The sequence below is a fragment of the Bradyrhizobium sp. R2.2-H genome, from assembly GCF_004346455.1.
GTDB classification, from domain to species: domain Bacteria; phylum Pseudomonadota; class Alphaproteobacteria; order Rhizobiales; family Xanthobacteraceae; genus Bradyrhizobium; species Bradyrhizobium diversitatis.
In genome coordinates, this window is record NZ_SMBR01000004.1 from 50728 (window position 1) to 70729 (window position 20002).

Below are 20002 nucleotides of genomic sequence, written 5' to 3' on the forward strand. Positions count from 1 at the left end.
GGTAACGCCAATGGTCAAGCATGGCATCCCTCACGGGCCCGTGGCTTGCGGAATGCCTGCAAATATGGCCTGTGGCACTCATTGAATCGATTTCTTTCTGGGGGAGACAATGATCCGGTTTTTTGCCGCGCCGATCGCCGCCATCGCACTGCTGTCGGCCACGGCGGGCGGCGCGTTCGCCGAAGAGTTCGACACGCGCGACATCATGGGCGGCGGTCCGAACTTCTTCCGTTCCGGCGCAAATCCAGTTCCCCGCACCACCGTCATGTACAACGGCAACTACGCCCCCGGCACCATCGTAGTGAACACCAGCGAACGCCGGCTCTACCTCGTTCTCCCCAACGGCCAGGCCCTGCGCTACGGCATCGGCGTCGGCCGCGACGGCTTCCGCTGGGGCGGGGTGCACAAGATCACCGCCAAGAGGGAATGGCCGGACTGGACGCCGCCGTCGCAGATGCTGGCCCGCCGGCCCGACCTGCCACGCCACATGAAGGGCGGCGTCGACAATCCGCTCGGTGCCCGCGCGATGTATCTGGGCTCGACGCTGTACCGCATCCACGGTTCCAACGAGCCGGAGACGATCGGTCAAGCCGTCTCCTCAGGCTGCTTCCGCATGACCAACGACGACGTCACCGACCTCTACAGCCGTGTCGCCGTCGGCACCACCGTGGTGGTGCTGAACAACTAGCCGAACGCCGCAGCGGGAACCCGCAAGGCGCGTGGATTTGTGGACTTGTGCGCGCGGCGTGAATACGGCAGCGTCGGGCAACGATGAACGCATTCACTCCGTCCTCGCCCGCCCTTCGCATCGCCCTGCTGGCGCTCGCCGCGCTCACATTGGTGCCTGACACCGCGGCCATCGCTGCCGCGGGCGAATTGCCCGCGGTCTCCTCGCGTCAGCGCGCCGAGAAGAAGAGCTTCACCGACGGCGAGATCGTCGAAGGCTTCCTCAAGACGGCATTCGGCGCCGAATATCATCTCGCCGGCCGCGTCGACCGCATCCGCAAGTTCGACGGGCCGGTGCGCGTGTTCGCCGAGAGCGACCGCGCCGACCGCAAGACGCAGCTTGCAAAGGTCGTGGCCGATATCGGCAGGCGCGTGCAGCATCTCGACATCGCCATGATCGACACCAACGAAGCGGCGAATGTGCGGGTCAAGCTGGTGCGCGACCGCGACCTCTACCGCACCCTCACCAGCTTCTACGGCGCCGAGAAGGCGCGCGAGATTCGCACCTCGCTCGACCCGCAATGCCTGTCGGGCTTCCGCAAGAACGACGATTTCGAGATCGAGCATTCCGACGTCATCCTCACCGTCGACAACGGCGATTTCGTCTTCCTCGACTGCGCCTATGAGGAGCTCCTGCAATCGCTCGGGCCGATCAACGACACCGCCAGCGTGCCGTGGACCATGTTCAACGACAACGTCTCGATGGGCTATTTCGACGTCTACGACCAGTACATCCTCAACCTGCTCTACGATCCCCGCATCAAGGCGGGCATGACCGTGGCCGAGGTCAAGGCGGTGCTGCCCGCCGTGCTCAAGGATGTGCGCGCCTGGGTGAAGCGGGTGAATGATCTGAAGGAGTGAGGCGCCCACCCAAACGCTGAAGTCGTAGGATGGGTAGAGCGAAAGCGAAACCCATCGAGCTGCTGCGACGGCGGCGAAGCTGATGGGTTTCGCTGCGCTCTATGCCCTACTACACCAGATCGGCGACGGTGGTTGCGGCCTTCAGCCCGGTGCCGGTGAGGATGACGACCGTGGTCTCGGTCGCCTTGATGGCACCAGCGGCTGCGAGCTTGTCCAGTGCCGCCGCCGCGCTGGCGCTGGTCGGCTCGGCGAACAGGCCCTGGCGCGCGAGACGTCGCAAGGCCGCGACGATCTCGTCCTCGGTGAGCGCGACGGTGCCGCCACCGCTCTCGCGCAAGGCGCCGATGATCTCGCGCAGGCGCAGGGGGTGCTTGATCGCGGTGCCTTCGGCGATGGTCTTGTGCACCTCGCGCGCGACGGGCGTATCGACGCCGGCCTTGAAGCTCGCATCGATCGGCGAGCAATTCAGCGGCTGCGCCGCGAACAGGCGCGGCAGCTTCGATATCTGCCCGGCCTTCAAGAGCTCGCGGAAGCCGAAGGCGCAGCCGAGCAGGCTGCTGCCGGCGCCCACGGGAACGATGACGTTGTCGGGTGCGCGAAAGCCGAGATCCTCCCAGATCTCGTAGGCGAGCGATTTGGTGCCTTCGAGGAAGAACGGCTGCCAATTGTGGCTGGCGTAGAAGGTCTGGGTCGACTGGCGGATGGCCTCGGCTTCCGATTCCTCGCGTGGCCCTTCGACGAGTTGCACCTCGGCGCCATAGGCCCGCACCTGCGCGATCTTGGCCGGCGACGTGGACGCTGGCGCGAGGATCTTCACGCGCATGCCGCCGGCGGCGCCAAGCCCTGCCATCGACGAGCCGCCATTGCCCGACGAGTCCTCCAGAATGGCATCGACACCGAGCTGCCGCAGGAAGGACAGCATCACGGAAGAGCCGCGGTCCTTGAAGCTGCCGGTCGGATTGAACCATTCGAGCTTGAAGAAAGGACGCAGGTCGCCCCAACCTTGCTGGATCAGCGGCGTGCAGCCCTCGCCGAGCGAGATCGGATTGGCGATCTCGACCGGCAATGCCGCCCGGTAGCGCCAGAGCGACCGCGCCCGGCCATCGATTTCCTCGCGCGAGATGCCGGCACAAGGCGTCACCAACAGCGGCGTGCGCTCGTCCGAGCACCAGCGCGGCTGGTCCAGCGGATAGGGTTTTCCGTTGCGGGGGTCGATGTAGCTGGGGGCGGGCATTGGGAGTCTCCAAGACAGGGACGATGCGCGATCGGACGGATGACACGTTTAGTCCGGGATTCGGCGCGGGCCGAGCGGAAGGATGCTCAACCTCTTGAAAACATGAAAAGTATAAATACTTCAATTTCTTAAGCGGACCCCGCCGGCTGAGCGGCGCGCTTGGCCGGCGTGTGCACCCGGTGCTGAAGGGGAGCTTTGCAGGCCCGTCGATGACAGGAATTTGGTCGCAAACGGCCCTGCCCGCCCGGCACGATTAACTTGTCTGTCGTCGCCGGCCGCTACAATATGTTGGATTGAGCTTGCGCCACCGCTGTTCTGCGGCAGGCAACGCAAGCGAGCCAGGCCCGTCCAAGCGGCGGGCCGTTGGCTTTTTGGGAGCCTGGACATGAGCCGTGCCAACCGTACCGACCACATCCGCCTCACCTCCCATCCGGAGCCGGGCAGGAAGGCCGCCTTTCCGATCCACTGGGGCGCCGCCGACGCGCGCGCCCGCGGGCCGGTCATCGGCACGGTGTCGCGCGCCGGGGATCGCAACGTGATCGGCAGCCATGGCGGATCCTACGCGATGTATCGCGCGCTCGCCGTCTCCGCCGGCGCACTCGATCCGATTCGCAGGCCCGACCTCACCAATACCTTTCCGGCCGCGACCATCGGGCCGTTCGAGCAATGGCGCGATCCCGCCAAGATCGTCGCGCTCGATCCCTGGGGGCATCTCGTCGCCGAGAACTTCCGCCAGGAGATCGCCGAAGGCGCCGACATCCGCCCGAGCATCGCGGTGACGCGGGCGCGGCTCGACCTGCCGGAGATCCGCGAGGCGCTGGCCGCGAAGCGGCTGCGCGCCGACGGCGAAGTCGTGCACGCCAATGGCAGCGTGTCCGTGGTGAAGATCGCGATCGATCCGGTCTGGTACCTGCCGGGCCTCGCGGCACGCTTCGGTACCGGTGAGACCGAGCTGCGGCGGACGTTGTTCGAACAGACCGCCGGCATGTTCCCCGAACTGGTGACGCGGCCGGACATGAAAGTGTTCCTGCCGCCGATCGGCGGCACCACGGTCTATCTGTTCGGCGACGTCACCAAGCTGCCGGACCATCGCACGAAAATCACCTGCCGCGTCCATGACGAGTGCAACGGCTCCGACGTGTTCGGCTCCGACATCTGCACCTGCCGGCCCTACCTGATCCATGGCATCGAGGAATCCGCGCGCGGCGCGCAGGAGGGCGGGCTCGGGCTCGTCGTCTATAACCGGAAGGAGGGCCGCGCACTCGGCGAGGTCACGAAATTCCTGGTCTACAACGCGCGCAAGCGCCAGGAGGATGGCGACGCGGCCGCCGCCTATTTCGAGCGCACCGAATGCGTCGCCGGCGTCCAGGACGCACGCTTCCAGCAATTGATGCCGGATACGATCCACTGGCTGGGCCTCAAGCGCATCGACCGCTTCCTGTCGATGAGCGACATGAAACACGACGCACTGACCTCGCAGGGCATCGACATCGTCGAACGCGTGCCGATCCCGCCGGAGCTGATTCCGGCCGACGCCTATGTCGAGATCGCCGCGAAGAAGGCCGCCGGCTATTACTCGACCGACATCGCGCCGGAAAAGGACGTGAACGGCGTGGTCGGGCGTTCGCTCGAAAAATACTGATCGCGCGATGGCGGACGCATTGGAAGTGCAGGCACGCTCGCTGCTCACCGCAAAGGCGGTGTGCGCGCGCGCGGGCCAGATGCTCGATCTCGGCCTTGCCGGCAAGCTCTCACATTTCACGATCGATCTCGACCGCATGGATGGCGTCGCGGAGGCGGTGCTTGCGGTCACGCGCAAGGCCTATCCGACGCTGGATATCCCCTTCCATGCGCGCTGGCGGCACTTTGTGCTTGGCGGTGTCGACCGTTGGGCGCGGCTTGCCGATCCTGCGTCCTGGCCGGATCGCGCTGCGCGGGCGCGCGCGGAATTCGACCTCGCCATCGTCAGCGTGCTGCTCGATGCCGGCGCGGGTGCCGCGTGGCGCTATCGCGACGCCGTGACGGGACAAGGCATCGGCCGCTCCGAGGGGCTTGCGATTGCGAGCCTCGACATGTTCGCGGGCGGCCTCTTCTCGCGCGATGCGCGTGCGCCATTCAGGGCCGATGCGGATGTGCTCGCAAAGTTGCCGCCCGCCGCCCTCACATCCGCCTTCCAGGCGAGCGACGCCAATCCGCTGCTCGGCCTCGAAGGGCGCACCGATCTGCTGCGGCGTCTGGGAAAGCTGGTGGCGGAGCGCGCAGACGTGTTCGGCCTGCACGACACGCCGCGGCCAGGCGGCCTGTTCGATCACATCGCGGCGCAGGCGAATGAGGGCACCATTGCCGCGCCCGCAATCCTGTCGGCGGTGCTGAACCAGCTCGGACCGATCTGGCCGTCACGGCTCGAACTCGATGGCATCCCGCTCGGCGATTGCTGGCGCCATCCGGCGATCAAGGCCGATGACGCGACCGTGGGCCTCGTGCCGCTGCACAAGCTATCGCAATGGCTGAGCTACTCGCTGATCGAGCCGCTCCAGCGCGCTGGCTTCGCGGTCACCGACATCGACGGCCTGACCGGGCTGGCCGAATACCGCAATGGCGGGCTGTTCGTCGACCACGAGGTGCTGCGCCTGCGCGACGCCGCCGATTCCGGGCGCGCGCATGCGGTGGATTCGCTGCTGGTCGTGGAGTGGCGCGCGCTGACGGTCGCGCTGCTCGATCGGCTGGCCGACCTGGTTCGCACCAAGCTCGGCCGCACGCCCGAAACCTTGCCGCTCGTCAGCATTTTGGAAGGCGGCAGCTGGGCCGCCGGTCGCGCCATCGCCTTCGCACGCCGTCCCGACGGCTCGCCGCCGCTCAAGGTGATCAGCGACGGCACCGTGTTCTGACCCTCGCCCCTTGTGGGAGAGGGTGGCTTCGCGAAAGCGAAGCCGGGTGAGGGGTATGTCTCCGCGGGCATATCTCTCGCTTGAGTTCGTGGAAGCAGACCCCTCATTCGGCGCTTCGCGCCACCTTCTCCCACAAGGGGAGAAGGAAGAAAGGCATCCCATCATGGAAGGCGTCACGATCGTCGATCATCCCCTGGTGCAGCACAAGCTGACGCTGGTGCGGGACAAGTCCATCTCGACCAAATCGTTTCGGGAGCTGATCAAGGAGATCGGCATGCTGCTATGCTACGAGGTGACGCGCGACCTGCCGCTCGCTGATACCGTCATCGAGACGCCGCTGGCGACGATGCACTCGGCCAAGATCGCCGGCAAGAAGCTCGTGTTCGTGCCGATGCTGCGGGCCGGCACCACCTTCGTCGACGGCATGATGGACCTCGTGCCGACCGCGCGCGTCGCCCATATCGGGCTCTACCGCGAGCCGCACAGCTTTGCCGCGGTGGAATATTTCTTCAAGTCGCCGTCCGATCTCGGCGAGCGGCTGGCGATCGTGGTGACGCCGGTGGTGGCCACCGCCAACACCACCGTCGCCGCCATCGACCGGCTGAAGGAGCGCGGCGCCAGGGACATCCGCCTCGCCTGCCTGATCGCCGCTCCGGAGGGACTCGAACGGCTGCGCGGATTCCACCCGGACGTGCCGATCTGGACCGCGGCGGTGGACGAGGGCCTCGACGAGAACGGCTTCATCCTGCCCGGTCTCGGCGATGCCGGGGACCGTGCCTATGGAACGAGGTAGGTGCTGCGCGTCCGCACCGCACCACTTTAGGAACAGCTTCCATCGCGCGCGGTTCTCCTGCTTTGCGATGGAGAGCAACGATGACCTATCAGAATGACGACCGCAGGGCCGACAGAGCGCGTCGCAACAGTCCGGTCGGCTGGGCAATCGGCGTAATCTTCGTGATCGCCGTGGTCGCGGCCGTCTTCTTCTACAATGGACGCGAATTCGGCCCCCAGACCACGACCTCGAACCCGAACACGACGCCGAACGTCACCACCGGGTCGAATCCGCCTGCTGCCCCGGCGAAGTGACGCGATCGCGTCGTGTCAGATCGGTGGCCTCGGTGGCAGATCCTTCGCGTCCGCCGACGGCGGCTTCGCTTCGAGATCGGCGATCAAACGTTCCATCTCGCCGATCTCCCGCACCTGCGCCTCGATAATATCGTCGGCCAGCTTGCGAACGCGAGGATCCCTGATGTGTGCGCGCTCGCTCGTGAGCACCGCGATCGAGTGATGCGGGATCATTGCTTTCATGTAGGCGACGTCGGACACGGTCTCCTGACTGCGGACGAGCCAGAGCGAAATCGCGAACACAGCGACGCCGGTCACCAGAATGGCGATGTTCGCGGTCCGGTTCCGGTACATGCTCCACATGAAGCCCAGCATCACGATCGCCATGACGGCGCCCATCAGCAGCGCCATCCAGGTCCGGGTCTGGCTGTACCAGACGTGATCCAGGGCGAACGTGTTGAGGTACATCAAGGCGAACATGATGATGGTAGAGGCCGCGATCATCGCGGCGAAGCGGCCATAGCTCATGTGGAACTTCCGTATCTCTGCGTCGGAAGGATAACTTCGTTCACAGAGATCGTTCCTTGCGGGACAGCCCGCCTGCTCACACCTTCCCGCTGCCGCAAATGCCCTTCAGCGCCTGCCACTCCTTGTCGGTCAGCAGCGGCGGGCCGGAGGCCGGGCGATCTTCCCTGGTCATGCGCGCGAGGCGGTCCTCGGTCAGCGGGTGGCTGGCGAGGATCGTGGTGAGACCGGAACCGCCCTCCTTGCCGGTAATGCGGAACATCAATTCGGCCGCGGGTTTTGGCGAGCGGCCGAGCTTGTGCATGATCTCGATCGCGAAGGTGTCGGCGCCGGTCTCGGCCTCGCGCGAATAGGAGGCCTCGACCAGGCTGCGCGAGGCGAAGATCACGGCCGAGGAGCCGGTGACGTCGCCGAACAAGAGGCCGATCAGGAACGAGGTGCCGCCGTTGTAGATCAGGCCGCGCATGTTGTCGTAATGCTTGAGATGGCCGAGCTCGTGGGCGAGGATGCCTGCGAGCTCGTCGGGGCTTTCAGCCTTGTCGAGCAGGCCCTTCAGCACGAACACCTTGCCGCCAGGCAGCGCGAAGGCGTTCGGCACCGAGGTCGGCAGCACGCCCGCCGTCATGGTGTCGTCGAGGCCGGCCGCATCGCGCAGACGGTTGACGAGCTTGGTGAACGCGGCCTTGCCCGCGGGGTCTTCGCAGACGCTGCGGCCGAAGATCGTCTTCATCTGCACTTCGGCGGCATCGCCGATGCGCCGTTCGACCGGCTTCGGCACCAGCGGTGCGAGACGATCGGCGGCGAGCGGCACGCCGAACAAGACGACGCAGACGATGGAGACGGCGGCAGCCACCGACCAGCCCACGATCTTTGCTGTGCCGCGTCGCGTGGTCTGGTGCTCGTCGAGATGCAGGCAGCGCGCGGTCACATCTGCCGCCACTGCCGCGTCGCGGATCTCGAGCCGCGCCAGGGGCGGGGCCGATGTGCAGGCCAGACGCAAAACGCCGGCCGGGCCGTCGGCGCGGCGGATATCGGCATAGGCCCAGCGAACGGGCGCTTCGCCGTCCTCAGCGATTTCGAGCGCATCACCGAGCGTCAGCATCACCTGACGCCTGCGGCTCGAGACGCCGTCGAAGAAGATGGTCGGCTTTGAGGACCCGGCCGGGACCCCGGTGGACACGTCACTCACGGTTCAGAATCCTGCAACATCCAGTCCATCGGCAAACCCTTCACCGAGCGCGCCGACGAGTTCGCCGCGCCCCTGCACATTCGCCGCGGCCGCGATCTCGTGCACCTCGACGGTCTCCAGCACCTTCGCCCAGAGATCGCGCTGGAGATAGACGCGCATGACGATGTTGATGGCCAGCGCTACGGCGAAATAGCCGATCACCATCATTGCCACCACCGGGATGCTGTTCGCGCCGTCGCCGGGCTCGAAGACCTGATCGACCGGCACGCCGGTGAGCTGGACGACGAGCAAGGTGCCGCCGACCATGTAAGCACCGAACGCGGCCGAGAGCAGCGTCCACCAGCCGACCACCTTCCAGTACAGGCCGTAGAACGCGTCATGAGGCAGGTTCGAGGACAGGCTGACGCCGCCGATGCGAATGCCGTCGAGCCACCAGCGCCACTCGCGCGCCTTGAACTCGGCGTAGAGGAACGGCGCCAGCGGGAAGATCACGAGCGCGACCGGGCTGAGCAGCCACAGCCACCAGCCGCGCTTGAAGAACGTCCAGCCGTCGCCTTCGAAGTCGCCGGAGAGATCGCCATAATGGGTGTGCTGCATCTTGTAGCGCTCGAGCGCAGCTGCGCGCCACGGCAGCGCCAGGCCGAGCGTCAGGAACACGAGCAAGCCCCACAGCATGGCGCGGAGCGAATAGGCCCAGCCCGAGCCGTCCATCCAGAACCGCACGCCGCGCCAGACCGTGCGCGTCAGGCGATAGCGCCGCGCGCGAAAAATCGCGAATTGGCCGAAGGCGTAGAAGCCGATGAACAGCGGCAACGAGGCAAAGCCCTGCCAGCGCTCGAACTCGATGCCGATCAGAAAATAGGCGAGATAGATCGGCACCAGGATCGCGAGCGCGACGAGGAAGCCGATCAAAAGCTCCTTGGCCCGCCCGGTATATTCGGCCGCATCGCCGTCAATCGCAGTGTTGGCCCACAGATGGCGGCGAATGTCGGTGACCAGCCAGAACCGGTAGAAGCCGAAGGTGACGAGCTCCAGCATGGCACCCCTGGTGACCATTCTGCGGAACTCGGAGCGCTTGCCGGAGAAATCGACCCGCGTGGGCGGCAGCGGCGGCGGTAAGGGTTCGGACCCAATGGGGGTCCATTGCATGTCGTTCACGGCAGCAACCTCGGGATGCGGATCTGTTGCGGTCAAACTATAGATCAGAGGTTAGTCAATCCCCAAGCTGGGCCGGTTCGATTTACCTCGATTCCGATAGGGTTCTTGCATGATTCTCCACCGCGCAGCGTGCGGGAGGTCACGTTCGCGTGGCGGCGTGACGGCCATCCGACGCTCTCGTGAAGGTTGGATGTGGCAAAACTCTCCCTTGCTCCGACGCAGACAACCGGCTGTAATTGCAAATCAAATACCGCAGCGCAGAATTCAACGAGAACGCGCGGTTCAGGTCAGGGAGAACGGTCATGCACGGGACCATCGAGAGCGCGACCAAGCTCGACGCACTTCGCGCGCGCGCCACGTCACTGCCGCTGGAGCAGTTCGATCCGGGCGACCCGGAGTTGTTCAGGACGGATACGTTCTGGCCCTATTTCGATCGCCTGCGCCGGGACGATCCCGTGCACTACTGCAAGGACTCGATGTTCGGGCCATATTGGTCGGTGACGCGCTACAACGACATCATGGAGATCGAGACCAACCATGCGGTGTTCTCCTCGGCCTCCGCCCTCGGCGGCATCACCATCCGCGACATCGATCCGGATTTGCGCCGCGAGAGCTTCATCTCGATGGACCCGCCGCGCCATGCGGCCCAGCGCAAGACCGTGGCGCCGATGTTCACGCCGACGCACCTGGACAATCTCGCCATCAACATCCGCAAGCGCTCGGCCGAGTGCCTGGACAACCTGCCCCGCGGCGAGGTGTTCGACTGGGTCGATCGCGTCTCGATCGAGCTGACGACGCAGATGCTGGCGGTGCTGTTCGACTTCCCCTGGGAGGACCGCCGCAAGCTGACGCGCTGGTCTGATATCGCCACCACCATTCCCGGCCCCGACGGCCTCGTCGCCACCGAGGACGAACGGATGGCCGAGCTGACGGAATGCGCGGCCTATTTCTCCCGCCTTTGGAAGGAGCGCATCGAACAGCCGCCGAAGAGCGACCTGTTGTCGATGATGGCGCACAGTGCCGCCACGCGCGACATGGACGCCCGGAACTTCCTCGGCAATCTCATCCTTTTGATCGTCGGCGGCAACGACACCACCCGCAACACCATGTCGGGCTCGATCTACGCGCTGAGCCAGCATCCGGAGCAGTATCGCAAGCTGCGCCAGAACCCTGATCTGCTCGACAGCTTCGTGCCCGAGGTGATCCGCTGGCAGACGCCGCTCGCGCATATGCGGCGCACGGCGCTCTCCGACTTCGAATTCCGCGGCAAGCAGATCAAGAAGGGTGACAAGGTCGTGATGTGGTACGTTTCGGGCAACCGCGACGAGGAGGTGATCGAAAAGCCCTATGATTTCATCATCGATCGCGCCCGCCCGCGCACGCACCTCTCCTTCGGCTTCGGCATCCACCGCTGCGTGGGCCTCAGGCTCGCCGAACTCCAGCTCAAGATTATTTGGGAAGAAATTCTCAAGCGGTTCGACCATATTGATGTGGTCGGCGAGCCCAGGCGGGTCTATTCCAGCTTCGTGAAGGGGCTGGAGACGTTGCCGGTGAGGATTGCGGCGTGAACTAGCTCCCTCTCCCCGTTCTTACGGGGAGAGGGTCGGGATGAGGGGCTCTCTCCGCGAACACGCTGAGAGACGGACTCGCGGAGAGTCCCCCTCACCCGGAATTCAAGCTTCGCTCGAATTCCGGCCTCTCCCCGCAAGCGGGGAGAGGCGAAAACAGAGACAAATTGGAGTCACGACCATGAACATCCAAGCGCCGGTTAAAGTGGACAAGGCCGAACGCATGCGCAGGGCGCGCGAGGAGGCCTATGCGACGCCGCTATCGCAATTCCACCCCGGCGCGCCCAGGCTGTTCCAGGACGACACGCTGTGGCCGTGGTTCGAGCGGCTGCGCAAGGAAGAGCCGGTGCATTACTGCACCAACGCGCCGATCGAGCCGTACTGGTCGGTGGTGAAGTACGACGACATCATGCATGTCGACACCAATCACGGCATCTTCTCTTCGGATTCGAAGCTCGGCGGCATCTCGATCCGCGACGTGCCGGAAGGCTACGACTATCCAAGCTTCATCGCGATGGACCAGCCCCGGCATTCGGCGCAGCGCAAGACCGTGTCGCCAATGTTCACCCCTCAGCATCTGGACGAGCTGGCGAGATTGATCCGCCAGCGCTCGCAGACCGTGCTGGACAATCTGCCGCGCAACGAGACCTTCAACTTCGTCGAGCGCGTCTCGATCGAGCTGACGACGCAGATGCTGGCGACGCTGTTCGACTTCCCCTGGGAAGAGCGGCGCAAGCTGACGCGCTGGTCCGACGTCTCGACCGCGCTGCCCAAGAGCGGCATCGTCGCCTCCGCCGAGGAGCGCCGCCGCGAGATGGACGAATGCTACGCCTACATGTCGAAGCTATGGAACGAGCGCGTCAACTCCGCGCCGCGCAACGACCTGCTGTCGCTGATGGCGCACAACGAGGCCACGCGCCACATGGACCCCGACAACCTCATGGGCAACATCATCCTGCTCATCGTCGGCGGCAACGACACCACGCGCAACACCATGACCGGCTCGGTGCTGGCACTGAACGAGAACCCGGAGCAGTACGACAAGCTCCGCGCCAATCCTGATCTGATCGATTCCATGGTGCCCGAGGTGATCCGCTGGCAGACGCCGCTGGCGCACATGCGGCGCACCGCGCTAGTGGACACCGAGATCGGCGGCAAGCCGATCCGCAAGGGCGATCGCGTCGTGATGTGGTACGTCTCGGGCAACCGCGACGAGGAGATGTTCGAGAGGCCGAACGAGTTCATCATCGACCGGCCCCGGCCGCGCACCCACCTCTCCTTCGGCTTCGGCATCCACCGCTGCGTCGGCATGCGCCTCGCCGAATTGCAACTGCGGATCGTCTGGGAGGAGATGCTGAAGCGGTTCGACCGGATCGAGGTGGTCGGCGAGCCGAAGCGGATCTATTCGAGTTTCATCAAGGGATATGAGTCCCTGCCGGTGCGGATACCGGGGTAGATTCTTTCCTCCGTCGTTGCGAGCGCAGCGAAGCAATCCAGACTGCCGCCGCGGAGGGTTTCCTGGATTGCTTCGCTGCGCTCGCAATGACGAGGCCACATCTGCGTGTCACAAGGGCCGCGGCAAGCGCTGCGACGGTCCAGCTATAAAATTCCGGCATGACAGCTCGCGCCAGATGCGAAGGCAAAGCTGGGCCCTGGTGTCCTAAACCACAGCCGAGACATCGGTGTGCTCCCTCGCCCCGCTTGCGGGGAGAGGGTTGGGGTGAGGGGGAATCTCCACGGGGGTGGTGACAGTTGGACTCGCGGAGACTCCCCCTCACCCGGAATTTGCTGCGCAAATTCCGGCCTCTCCCCGCAAGCGGGGAGAGGCGAAGAAAGCACCGGCGCTCAACTCAATTTGATGTCCCACAGGCCTTCCTTGCGGCAGGCAGCGACTTCCTCGCGCAGGAGGGCGGTGATGGCGAGCGAGGCCGTCGAGGCCGGGCGATCGATCGGAGAGGCAAAGATGAGCTCGCGCGTCATCGGCCTGGAGACGGGCGCGGTTTCAAGCCGCCCGTCCGCGACCTCGCCGTGGACCGACGAGGGCGGCAGCAGCGCGAAGCCGAGGCCCTCCTCGACCAGGCTGGTCAGCACGCGAAACGAATCCGCCTCGAGCTGGACGTTGAGCTTGATCTTGCGCTGGGCCGCTGCATGCTCGATCAGCGCGCGGAGGCCGTGGGAATGAGAGGGCAGCACCAGGCGCTGCCGCAAGAGCCAGCCGATGTCGACGCTCTTCTTGCGCGCCAGTCCACAGCCGCGCGGGCCGACCGCGACGATGTTGTCGCGTCCCAGGCTCTGCACGTTGAGATGCAGATCCGCCGAGCGGCCGTAGAGGATCGCGAGGTCCATCTCGCCGCGATGCAGCCATTCGACGAGATGGCCGCTGTAGCTCTCGACGATGCGCAGCGAGATGCCGGGGAATTTCTCGACGCAGCGCCGCGCGAAGCGCGCCGACAGCACGCAGCTCACGGTCGGAACGAGACCGAGCACCACCTGGCCCGAGGGCGGCCCCTTGGCCGACTGGATGTCGTCGCGGATCTGGTCGATCTGCCGCACGATGCCCGAGGTGCGCGCCAGCAGCAGGCGGCCGGCCTCGGTCAGCACCATGCCGCGGCCGTTGCGGGTGAACAGTTCGGTGCGCAGCTCGTGTTCCAGCAGCTTGATCTGCCTGGAGAGCGCCGGCTGCGCCACGCGCAGCGTGTCGGAGGCCTTGGAGAGGCTGCCGAGCTCCGCCACGCAACTGAAGGTCCTGAGCTGCCGGAAATCCATGCTTGCCAATCCTGGAAGGCTACTCCATACGCTATAACAAATGAGCATAGGGGGCGGGCGTTGTTTTCACAACGCCAGGGGACTGGCCGGCGTTATCTTAACTGCCGCGACGAACAGGGAACGCCATGAGTCAAGAACACCACACCGAAGATCACGCCGACATTCGCGAGGCCGTCGCCAAGCTGTGTGCGCAGTTTCCCGGCGAATACTGGCGCAAGCTCGATCGCGAGATGGCCTATCCCAAGGCGTTCGTCGATGCGCTGACCGAGGCCGGCTATCTCTCGGTGTTGATCCCCGAGGAATATGGCGGCGCGGGCCTGAAGCTGTCGGCTGCGGCGGCAATCCTGGAAGAGATCCAGCGCGCGGGCTGCAACGGCGGCGGCTGCCATGCCCAGATGTACACCATGGGCACGGTGCTCAGGCACGGCAATGCCGAGCAGAAGGCAAAGTACCTGCCGAAGATCGCAAGCGGCGAGCTGCGCCTGCAGGCGTTCGGCGTCACCGAGCCGACCAGCGGTACCGACACCTCTTCGCTGAAGACCTTCGCGCGCAAGGACGGCAACGACAGCTATATCGTCAACGGCCAGAAGATCTGGACCAGCCGCGCCGAGCATTCAGACCTGATGGTGCTGCTGGCGCGCACCACGCCGAAGGACCAGGTCAAGAAGCGCACCGATGGCCTGTCGGTCTTCATCGTCGACATGCGCGAGGCCAAGAACAACGGCCTCGAGATCCGCCCGATCCGCACCATGATGAACCACGCCACTACCGAAGTGTTCTTTACCGACATGAGGGTGCCGGCCGAGAACCTGATCGGCGAGGAAGGCAAGGGCTTTCGCTACATCCTCTCCGGCATGAATGCCGAGCGCATCCTGATCGCCGCCGAATGTGTCGGCGACGCCAAATGGTTCATCGCCAAGGCGACGAACTATGCCAAGGAGCGCAGCGTGTTCGGCCGGCCGATCGGCCAGAATCAGGGCATCCAGTTCCCGATCGCCAAGGCCTACGCCTCGATGCGGGCGGCCGAGCTGATGGTGAAGGAAGCGACGCGCAAATACGAGGCCGGGCTCGACTGCGGCGCCGAGGCCAACATGGCCAAGATGCTGGCGGCGGATGCATCCTGGGAAGCGGCCAATGCCTGCATCCAGACCCATGGCGGCTTCGGCTTCGCCGAGGAATACGACGTCGAGCGCAAGTTCCGCGAGACGCGGCTTTACCAGGTGGCGCCGATCTCGACCAACCTCGTGCTGTCCTTCGTCGCCGAGCATGTGCTCGGCATGCCGCGCTCGTACTGAGGTCCGGCCATGGGAGCACTTGACGGGATCAGGGTGATCGCGGTCGAGCAGGCGGTCGCGGCGCCGTTCTGCTCCTCGCGCCTGGCCGATGCCGGCGCGGAGGTGATCAAGATCGAGCGGCCCGAGGGCGATTTCGCCCGCGGCTATGACGCGGCGGCCAAGGGCCAGAGCAGCTATTTCGTCTGGCTCAACCGCGGCAAGCAGTCGGCCGTGGTCGATCTCACGACGAAGGAAGGCCGCGCCGAGCTGGAGAAGCTGATCGCCGGCGCCGACGTGCTGATCCAGAACCTCAAGCCCGGCTCGATGGACAAGCTCGGCTTCTCGCGCGAGCGGCTGTTGAAGGACTATCCGAAGCTGATCTCGTGCACGATCACCGGCTATGGCGACGAAGGCCCGTACGCCCATCGCAAGGCCTACGATCTCCTGATCCAGGCCGAGAGCGGGCTTGCCTCGATCACCGGCAATCCCGACGGCGCCTCGCGCGTCGGCATGTCGATCGTGGATGTGGCGACCGGCGCCACCGCCCATGCGGCGATCCTGGAGGCGCTGATCGCGCGCGGGCGCACCGGCAAGGGCGCCGATATCCGCATCTCCATGTTCGACGTGATGGCGGACTGGTGCACCGTGCCGCTGCTCAACTCCGAAGCCGGCAGCCCGCCCAAGCGCATGGGCCTGCGCCATCCCTCGATCGCGCCCTACGGCGTGTTCACCTCGAAGGACGGCAAGGACATCCTGATCTCGATCCAGAGCGAGCGCGAGTGGAAGACGCTGTGCGCGAAGGTGCTGGACCAGCCCGATCTGCCCGCCGATCCGCGCGTCGCCAACATGGTCGAGCGCGTGCGCAACCGCGACTTCACCGACACGACGGTGGCGGATGCCTTCGGCAGGATGACGCGCGACGAGCTGTTGAAGCGGCTGTCGGATGCCGACATCGCCTTTGCCGAGGTCAACACCATGGCCGACCTCACCAACCATCCGCATCTGCGCCGGATCGAGGTCGACACGCCGAACGGCCGCGTCAGCTATCCCGCGCCGGCGCCGATCATCGTCGGCGAGACGCGGAGCTACGGTGCAGTGCCCGCGATCGGCGAAAATCCAAAGTCCAAGAAGTAAGAGAGCGAGGCGTCATGACCGAGAAGCTCGACATCGATCATTTGCGGCAATGGATCGGCCGCAGCCAGGAGGCCACCGACATCGTCACCGCGCAGCTCGTGAAGGGCCTGCGTGCGACGCTGTTCCAAGAGGTCGGCGAGCCCAAGGCGGGCGACGCTGCGCCATTCACGGTGCATTGGTGCCTGGCGCAGCCGGTGTTTCCGATGTCGATGCTCGGGCCTGACGGTCACCCGACCCGCGGCGGCTTCCTGCCGCCGGTGCCGCTGCCGCGCCGGATGTGGGCCGGCGGCGAGATCGAATTCCTGCAGCCGCTTCGCGTCGGCGATGAATCGACGCGGACCTCTCGCATCGCCGACGTGCAGGTGAAGACGGGCTCGACCGGCACGCTGTGTTTCGTCTCGGTCGAGCACAGCATCTCCTCGCCGCGCGGCACCGCCATCCGCGAGCGGCAGGACATCGTCTATCGCGAGATGACCGGCAGCGCGCCGGCTGGCGGCAAGGCGCCGCCTCCGCCGCCGAAGGCGCAGCATCGCGAGACCCATGTGTCCGATCCTGTGCTGCTGTTCCGCTACTCCGCGCTGACATTCAACGGCCACCGCATCCATTACGACCGCGACTACGTCACCAAGGTCGAGGGTTATCCGGGCCTGATCTTCCACGGACCACTGCAGGCGGCGCTCATCATCGAGATGGCGGCCAAGCTTCGCGGCGGCAAGGCGCCGAAGAAGTTCACCTATCGCGGCCTGCAGCCGCTGTTCGAGGGCAGCGAGTTCTCGGTCAATGCCAATGAGATCGAGGCGGGCATGGAGCTGTGGACCGCGAACGCGGAGGGACAGCCGACGATGAAGGGCATGGCGGTGTGGTGATAAATACACCGTCATTCCGGGGCGGTCCGCAGGACCGAACTATGATGCGCAATTGCGCACCTGAGAATCTCGAGATTCCCGGTTCGCTTCGCACCCTGGAATGACGAACCAAACAATAAGAACGCAGGGACCGGAAACCATGGCCAAGAACGGCAAGACCGGCAGCAAGTCCGTCACCGTGAAGCAGGCGACGCTCGACCTGCTGCGGGCCTTCGGCATCGACCGGGTGTTCGGCAATCCCGGCTCGACCGAGCTGCCATTCCTGAGCGACTGGCCTGACGACATCGACTACGTGCTGGCGCTGCAGGAGGCGTCCGCGGTCGGCATGGCCGACGGTTACGCGCAGGCGACGCGCAATGCCGGCTTCGTCAATCTGCATTCAGCGGCCGGCGTCGGCAACGCGCTCGGCAACATCTATACCGCGCATCGCAACCAGACGCCCCTCGTCATCACCGCGGGCCAGCAGGCGCGCTCGATCCTGCCCTTGCAGGCATTCCTCTATGCCGAGCGCGCGTCCGAATTTCCGCGGCCCTACGTCAAATACAGCGTCGAGCCGGCGCGGCCCGAGGATGTGCCGGCTGCGATCGCGCGGGCCTATTACACAGCGATGCAGCCGCCGTGCGGTCCCACATTCGTGTCGATCCCGATCGACGACTGGGCGCATGCGGCTGCTCCGATCGAAGCGCGCAAGGTCAGCCGGGAGATCGGTCCGGAGGCTGACGCGATGACGGCGCTGGTTGCCGCACTCGGCTCCGCAAAACAACCTGCCCTCGTCGTCGGCCCCGGCGTCGACCGCGCCGGCGCAGTCGACCTGATGGTGCGCGTCGCCGAGAAAGCGAAAGCCAGCGTCTGGGTCAGCCCGTTCTCTGCGCGCTGTTCGTTTCCGGAGCGGCATCCGCAATTTGCGGGCTTCCTGCATGCATCGCCGGCGCAGCTCTCCGATGCGCTACGCGCGCACGATCTCGTCGTGGTCGTCGGCGCGCCCGTGTTTACGTTCCATGTCGAGGGCCATGCCGCGATCTTCGATGGCGGGGCGACCATTTTTCAGATCACCGATGATCCGGATGCCGCCGCGGTGACGCCGGTCGGCACCAGCATCATCGCGACGATGAAGCCGGCACTCGCCATGCTGCTCGAGTTGCTGCCGGAGAGCAAGCGCGCGGCGCCGAAGGGCCGCACCCTGCCGCCGGCACCGCAGGCCGCCGATCCGCTGCCGGTCGAATTCCTGCTGCACGCGCTGTCGCAGGCGATGCCGGATGGGACGTCACTGGTCGAGGAAGTGCCCTCGCACCGGCCGGCGATGCAGAAGTTCATGCCGATGCGCGGCCAGGACAGTTTTTACACGATGTCGAGCGGCGGTCTCGGCTACTCGCTGCCGGCCGCCGTCGGCATGGCGCTCGGCAAGCCGAGCAGCCGCACCGTCTGCCTGATTGGCGACGGCTCGGCGATGTATTCGATTCAGGCGCTGTGGACGGCCGCACAGCGCAAGCTGCCGCTCACCGTCGTCGTCATCAACAATTCCGGCTACGGCGCGATGCGCTCGTTCAGCCAGGTGATGCAGGTGCGCAACGTGCCCGGGCTGGAGCTGCCGGGAATCGATTTCGTGCAACTCGCCGAAGGCATGGGCTGCCATGCCGCGCGGGTGACGAAGGCGGCGGAGCTGGGCGAAGCGCTGAAGCACGGCATGGCCTATGCAGGCACGAGCCTCGTCGAGGTCGTCGTGGATTCCGCGGTGCCGGTGCTGTACGGGCAGAAGCATTGAGGATGTCGTCCCTGCGAACGCAGGGACCCATACCGCGTGATCTGTCAGTCAAGCGCAGGTGTCAGTACCGCGGACAGAAACACTACCAGTCTTCGCCAAACTTCTCCCTGGGGATATGGGTCCCTGCGTTCGCAGGGACGACACTGAATTTGTCGCGCCACCTCGACATCACGACGCCAGAAATCCGCCGTCCGCCGCCAGCACATGCCCGACGATATAGGATGACGCGTCGGACGACAGCCACACCACGGCCTCCGCCACTTCCTCCGGGCTTCCCATCCGCCGCAGCGGCAGGCCGGCGCTGACGGTTGCGACGTCGCCGACGCCGGCGCGCAGCATCATATCAGTGACGACGCGGCCGGGGGCGATGGCGTTGATGCGGATGCCGCGCGGAGCGTTCTCCATCGCCGCCGAGCGCGTCAGCGAGATCGCGGCGGCTTTCGAGGCCGAGTAGAGGGAGAAGCCGGGATTGGGATTGCGCACACCGCTGACGGAGGCGTTGACGACGATGCTGCCGCGGCCTTGCGCCAGCATCGCCGGCAGCTGGTGGCGCAGGCACAGGAACAGCGCGCGGACATTGGTATTGAACACGCTGTCGTAGATCGCCGTGCCCTGCTCCTCCAGCGGCGCGCGGCGCTCCTGAAATCCGGCGTTGTTGAAGGCAACGTCGAGCCTGCCGCAGCGCTCGACCGCCGCGCGCACCATCCGCACGACGTCGTCCTCCTCAGTGATATCGGTCTTGACCGGCACAGCCTCCGCACCGAGCTCGCGGCACGCCGAGGCGGCGGCGTCGATCTCGGCTTCTCGCCGGCCAGCGATGAAGATCGCTTCGGCTCCCTCGGCCGCCATCCTGAGCGCCGTGGCGCGGCCGATGCCGCTGCCGCCGCCCGTGACGAGGCAGACCTTGCCCCTCATTCGCACCCCGGCTGGCAAAGTTCCGCTCATCGCCCACTCCAAAACGCTTGCGCGCGGCGTTGCGCCCATAT

General features: G+C 65.6%; 18 protein-coding genes. 12 read left to right on the top strand and 6 right to left on the bottom strand.

The features are described 5' to 3' along the window. Positions 1-109 precede the first annotated feature (109 nt). Together EDE08_RS11170 and EDE08_RS11175 are read left to right on the top strand one after the other, a co-directional pair. Positions 110-688 (top strand): L,D-transpeptidase, encoded by a 579-nt coding sequence (locus EDE08_RS11170; protein WP_131869356.1) that lies wholly within the window; start codon positions 110-112, stop codon positions 686-688. 83 nt (positions 689-771) lie between these two features. Further along, positions 772-1587 carry a DUF2927 domain-containing protein gene (locus tag EDE08_RS11175; protein WP_131869355.1) on the top strand — a complete coding sequence of 272 codons (816 nt, stop codon included), beginning with the start codon at positions 772-774 and terminating at the stop codon, positions 1585-1587. Positions 1588-1696: 109 nt separating this feature from the next. Here EDE08_RS11175 and EDE08_RS11180 read toward each other — a convergent pair whose 3' ends face one another. Further along, the gene (locus EDE08_RS11180) at positions 1697-2821 is read right to left on the bottom strand and encodes a threonine synthase (RefSeq protein ID WP_131869354.1); all 1125 of its coding nucleotides are present in this window, start codon (positions 2819-2821) and stop codon (positions 1697-1699) included. A gap of 385 nt (positions 2822-3206) precedes the next feature. Between EDE08_RS11180 and EDE08_RS11185 the strand changes: the two genes are divergently transcribed. From EDE08_RS11185 to EDE08_RS11200, 4 genes are all read left to right on the top strand, one after another. Next, complete coding sequence (locus EDE08_RS11185; RefSeq protein WP_131869353.1) at positions 3207-4463, top strand: GTP cyclohydrolase II; 1257 nt, start codon at positions 3207-3209, stop codon at positions 4461-4463. Between the two features lie 7 nt (positions 4464-4470). Continuing rightward, on the top strand, positions 4471-5709 hold the full coding sequence (locus EDE08_RS11190; RefSeq protein ID WP_131869352.1) for a URC4/urg3 family protein: 1239 nt from the start codon (positions 4471-4473) through the stop codon (positions 5707-5709). A gap of 163 nt (positions 5710-5872) precedes the next feature. Then, positions 5873-6502: a uracil phosphoribosyltransferase gene (gene upp / locus EDE08_RS11195; RefSeq protein WP_131869351.1), complete on the top strand. Its 630-nt coding sequence runs from the start codon at positions 5873-5875 to the stop codon at positions 6500-6502. A gap of 80 nt (positions 6503-6582) precedes the next feature. Continuing rightward, positions 6583-6795 carry a hypothetical protein gene (locus EDE08_RS11200; RefSeq protein ID WP_131869350.1) on the top strand — a complete coding sequence of 71 codons (213 nt, stop codon included), beginning with the start codon at positions 6583-6585 and terminating at the stop codon, positions 6793-6795. A 15-nt stretch (positions 6796-6810) separates the two neighbouring features. Here EDE08_RS11200 and EDE08_RS11205 read toward each other — a convergent pair whose 3' ends face one another. From EDE08_RS11205 to EDE08_RS11215, 3 genes are all read right to left on the bottom strand, one after another. Continuing rightward, on the bottom strand, positions 6811-7302 hold the full coding sequence (locus EDE08_RS11205) for a DUF305 domain-containing protein (RefSeq protein WP_131869349.1): 492 nt from the start codon (positions 7300-7302) through the stop codon (positions 6811-6813). Between the two features lie 76 nt (positions 7303-7378). Then, a complete protein-coding gene (locus EDE08_RS11210; protein WP_131869348.1) occupies positions 7379-8488 on the bottom strand; it encodes a M48 family metallopeptidase in 1110 nt (369 codons plus the stop codon). Between the two features lie 3 nt (positions 8489-8491). Beyond that, complete coding sequence (locus EDE08_RS11215) at positions 8492-9637, bottom strand: YjgN family protein (RefSeq protein ID WP_207912990.1); 1146 nt, start codon at positions 9635-9637, stop codon at positions 8492-8494. Between the two features lie 311 nt (positions 9638-9948). On the opposite strand from EDE08_RS11215, the gene EDE08_RS11220 reads away from it, so the two are divergent. Continuing rightward, positions 9949-11214, top strand: coding sequence for a cytochrome P450 (locus tag EDE08_RS11220; protein WP_131869347.1), 1266 nt, complete (start codon positions 9949-9951; stop codon positions 11212-11214). A 181-nt stretch (positions 11215-11395) separates the two neighbouring features. Then, entirely contained in the window at positions 11396-12670 is a 1275-nt protein-coding gene (locus tag EDE08_RS11225) for a cytochrome P450 (protein WP_165935862.1), read from the top strand. Positions 12671-13059: 389 nt separating this feature from the next. Here EDE08_RS11225 and EDE08_RS11235 read toward each other — a convergent pair whose 3' ends face one another. Further along, complete coding sequence (locus EDE08_RS11235; protein WP_131869345.1) at positions 13060-13980, bottom strand: LysR substrate-binding domain-containing protein; 921 nt, start codon at positions 13978-13980, stop codon at positions 13060-13062. Positions 13981-14105: 125 nt separating this feature from the next. On the opposite strand from EDE08_RS11235, the gene EDE08_RS11240 reads away from it, so the two are divergent. The 4 genes from EDE08_RS11240 to mdlC all read left to right on the top strand — a co-directional run bounded on the left by EDE08_RS11240 (position 14106) and on the right by mdlC (position 19016). Further along, entirely contained in the window at positions 14106-15275 is a 1170-nt protein-coding gene (locus EDE08_RS11240; protein ID WP_131869344.1) for an acyl-CoA dehydrogenase family protein, read from the top strand. Between the two features lie 9 nt (positions 15276-15284). Continuing rightward, on the top strand, positions 15285-16388 hold the full coding sequence (locus EDE08_RS11245; RefSeq protein ID WP_131869343.1) for a CaiB/BaiF CoA transferase family protein: 1104 nt from the start codon (positions 15285-15287) through the stop codon (positions 16386-16388). A gap of 14 nt (positions 16389-16402) precedes the next feature. Further along, positions 16403-17254: an HTD2 family dehydratase gene (locus EDE08_RS11250; protein WP_131869342.1), complete on the top strand. Its 852-nt coding sequence runs from the start codon at positions 16403-16405 to the stop codon at positions 17252-17254. Between the two features lie 139 nt (positions 17255-17393). Next, entirely contained in the window at positions 17394-19016 is a 1623-nt protein-coding gene (gene mdlC, locus EDE08_RS11260; protein WP_131869341.1) for a benzoylformate decarboxylase, read from the top strand. Between the two features lie 168 nt (positions 19017-19184). On the opposite strand, the gene EDE08_RS11265 is transcribed toward mdlC, so the two are convergent. Continuing rightward, positions 19185-19961 carry an SDR family NAD(P)-dependent oxidoreductase gene (locus tag EDE08_RS11265; RefSeq protein WP_131869340.1) on the bottom strand — a complete coding sequence of 259 codons (777 nt, stop codon included), beginning with the start codon at positions 19959-19961 and terminating at the stop codon, positions 19185-19187. Between the last annotated feature and the right edge of the window lie 41 nt (positions 19962-20002).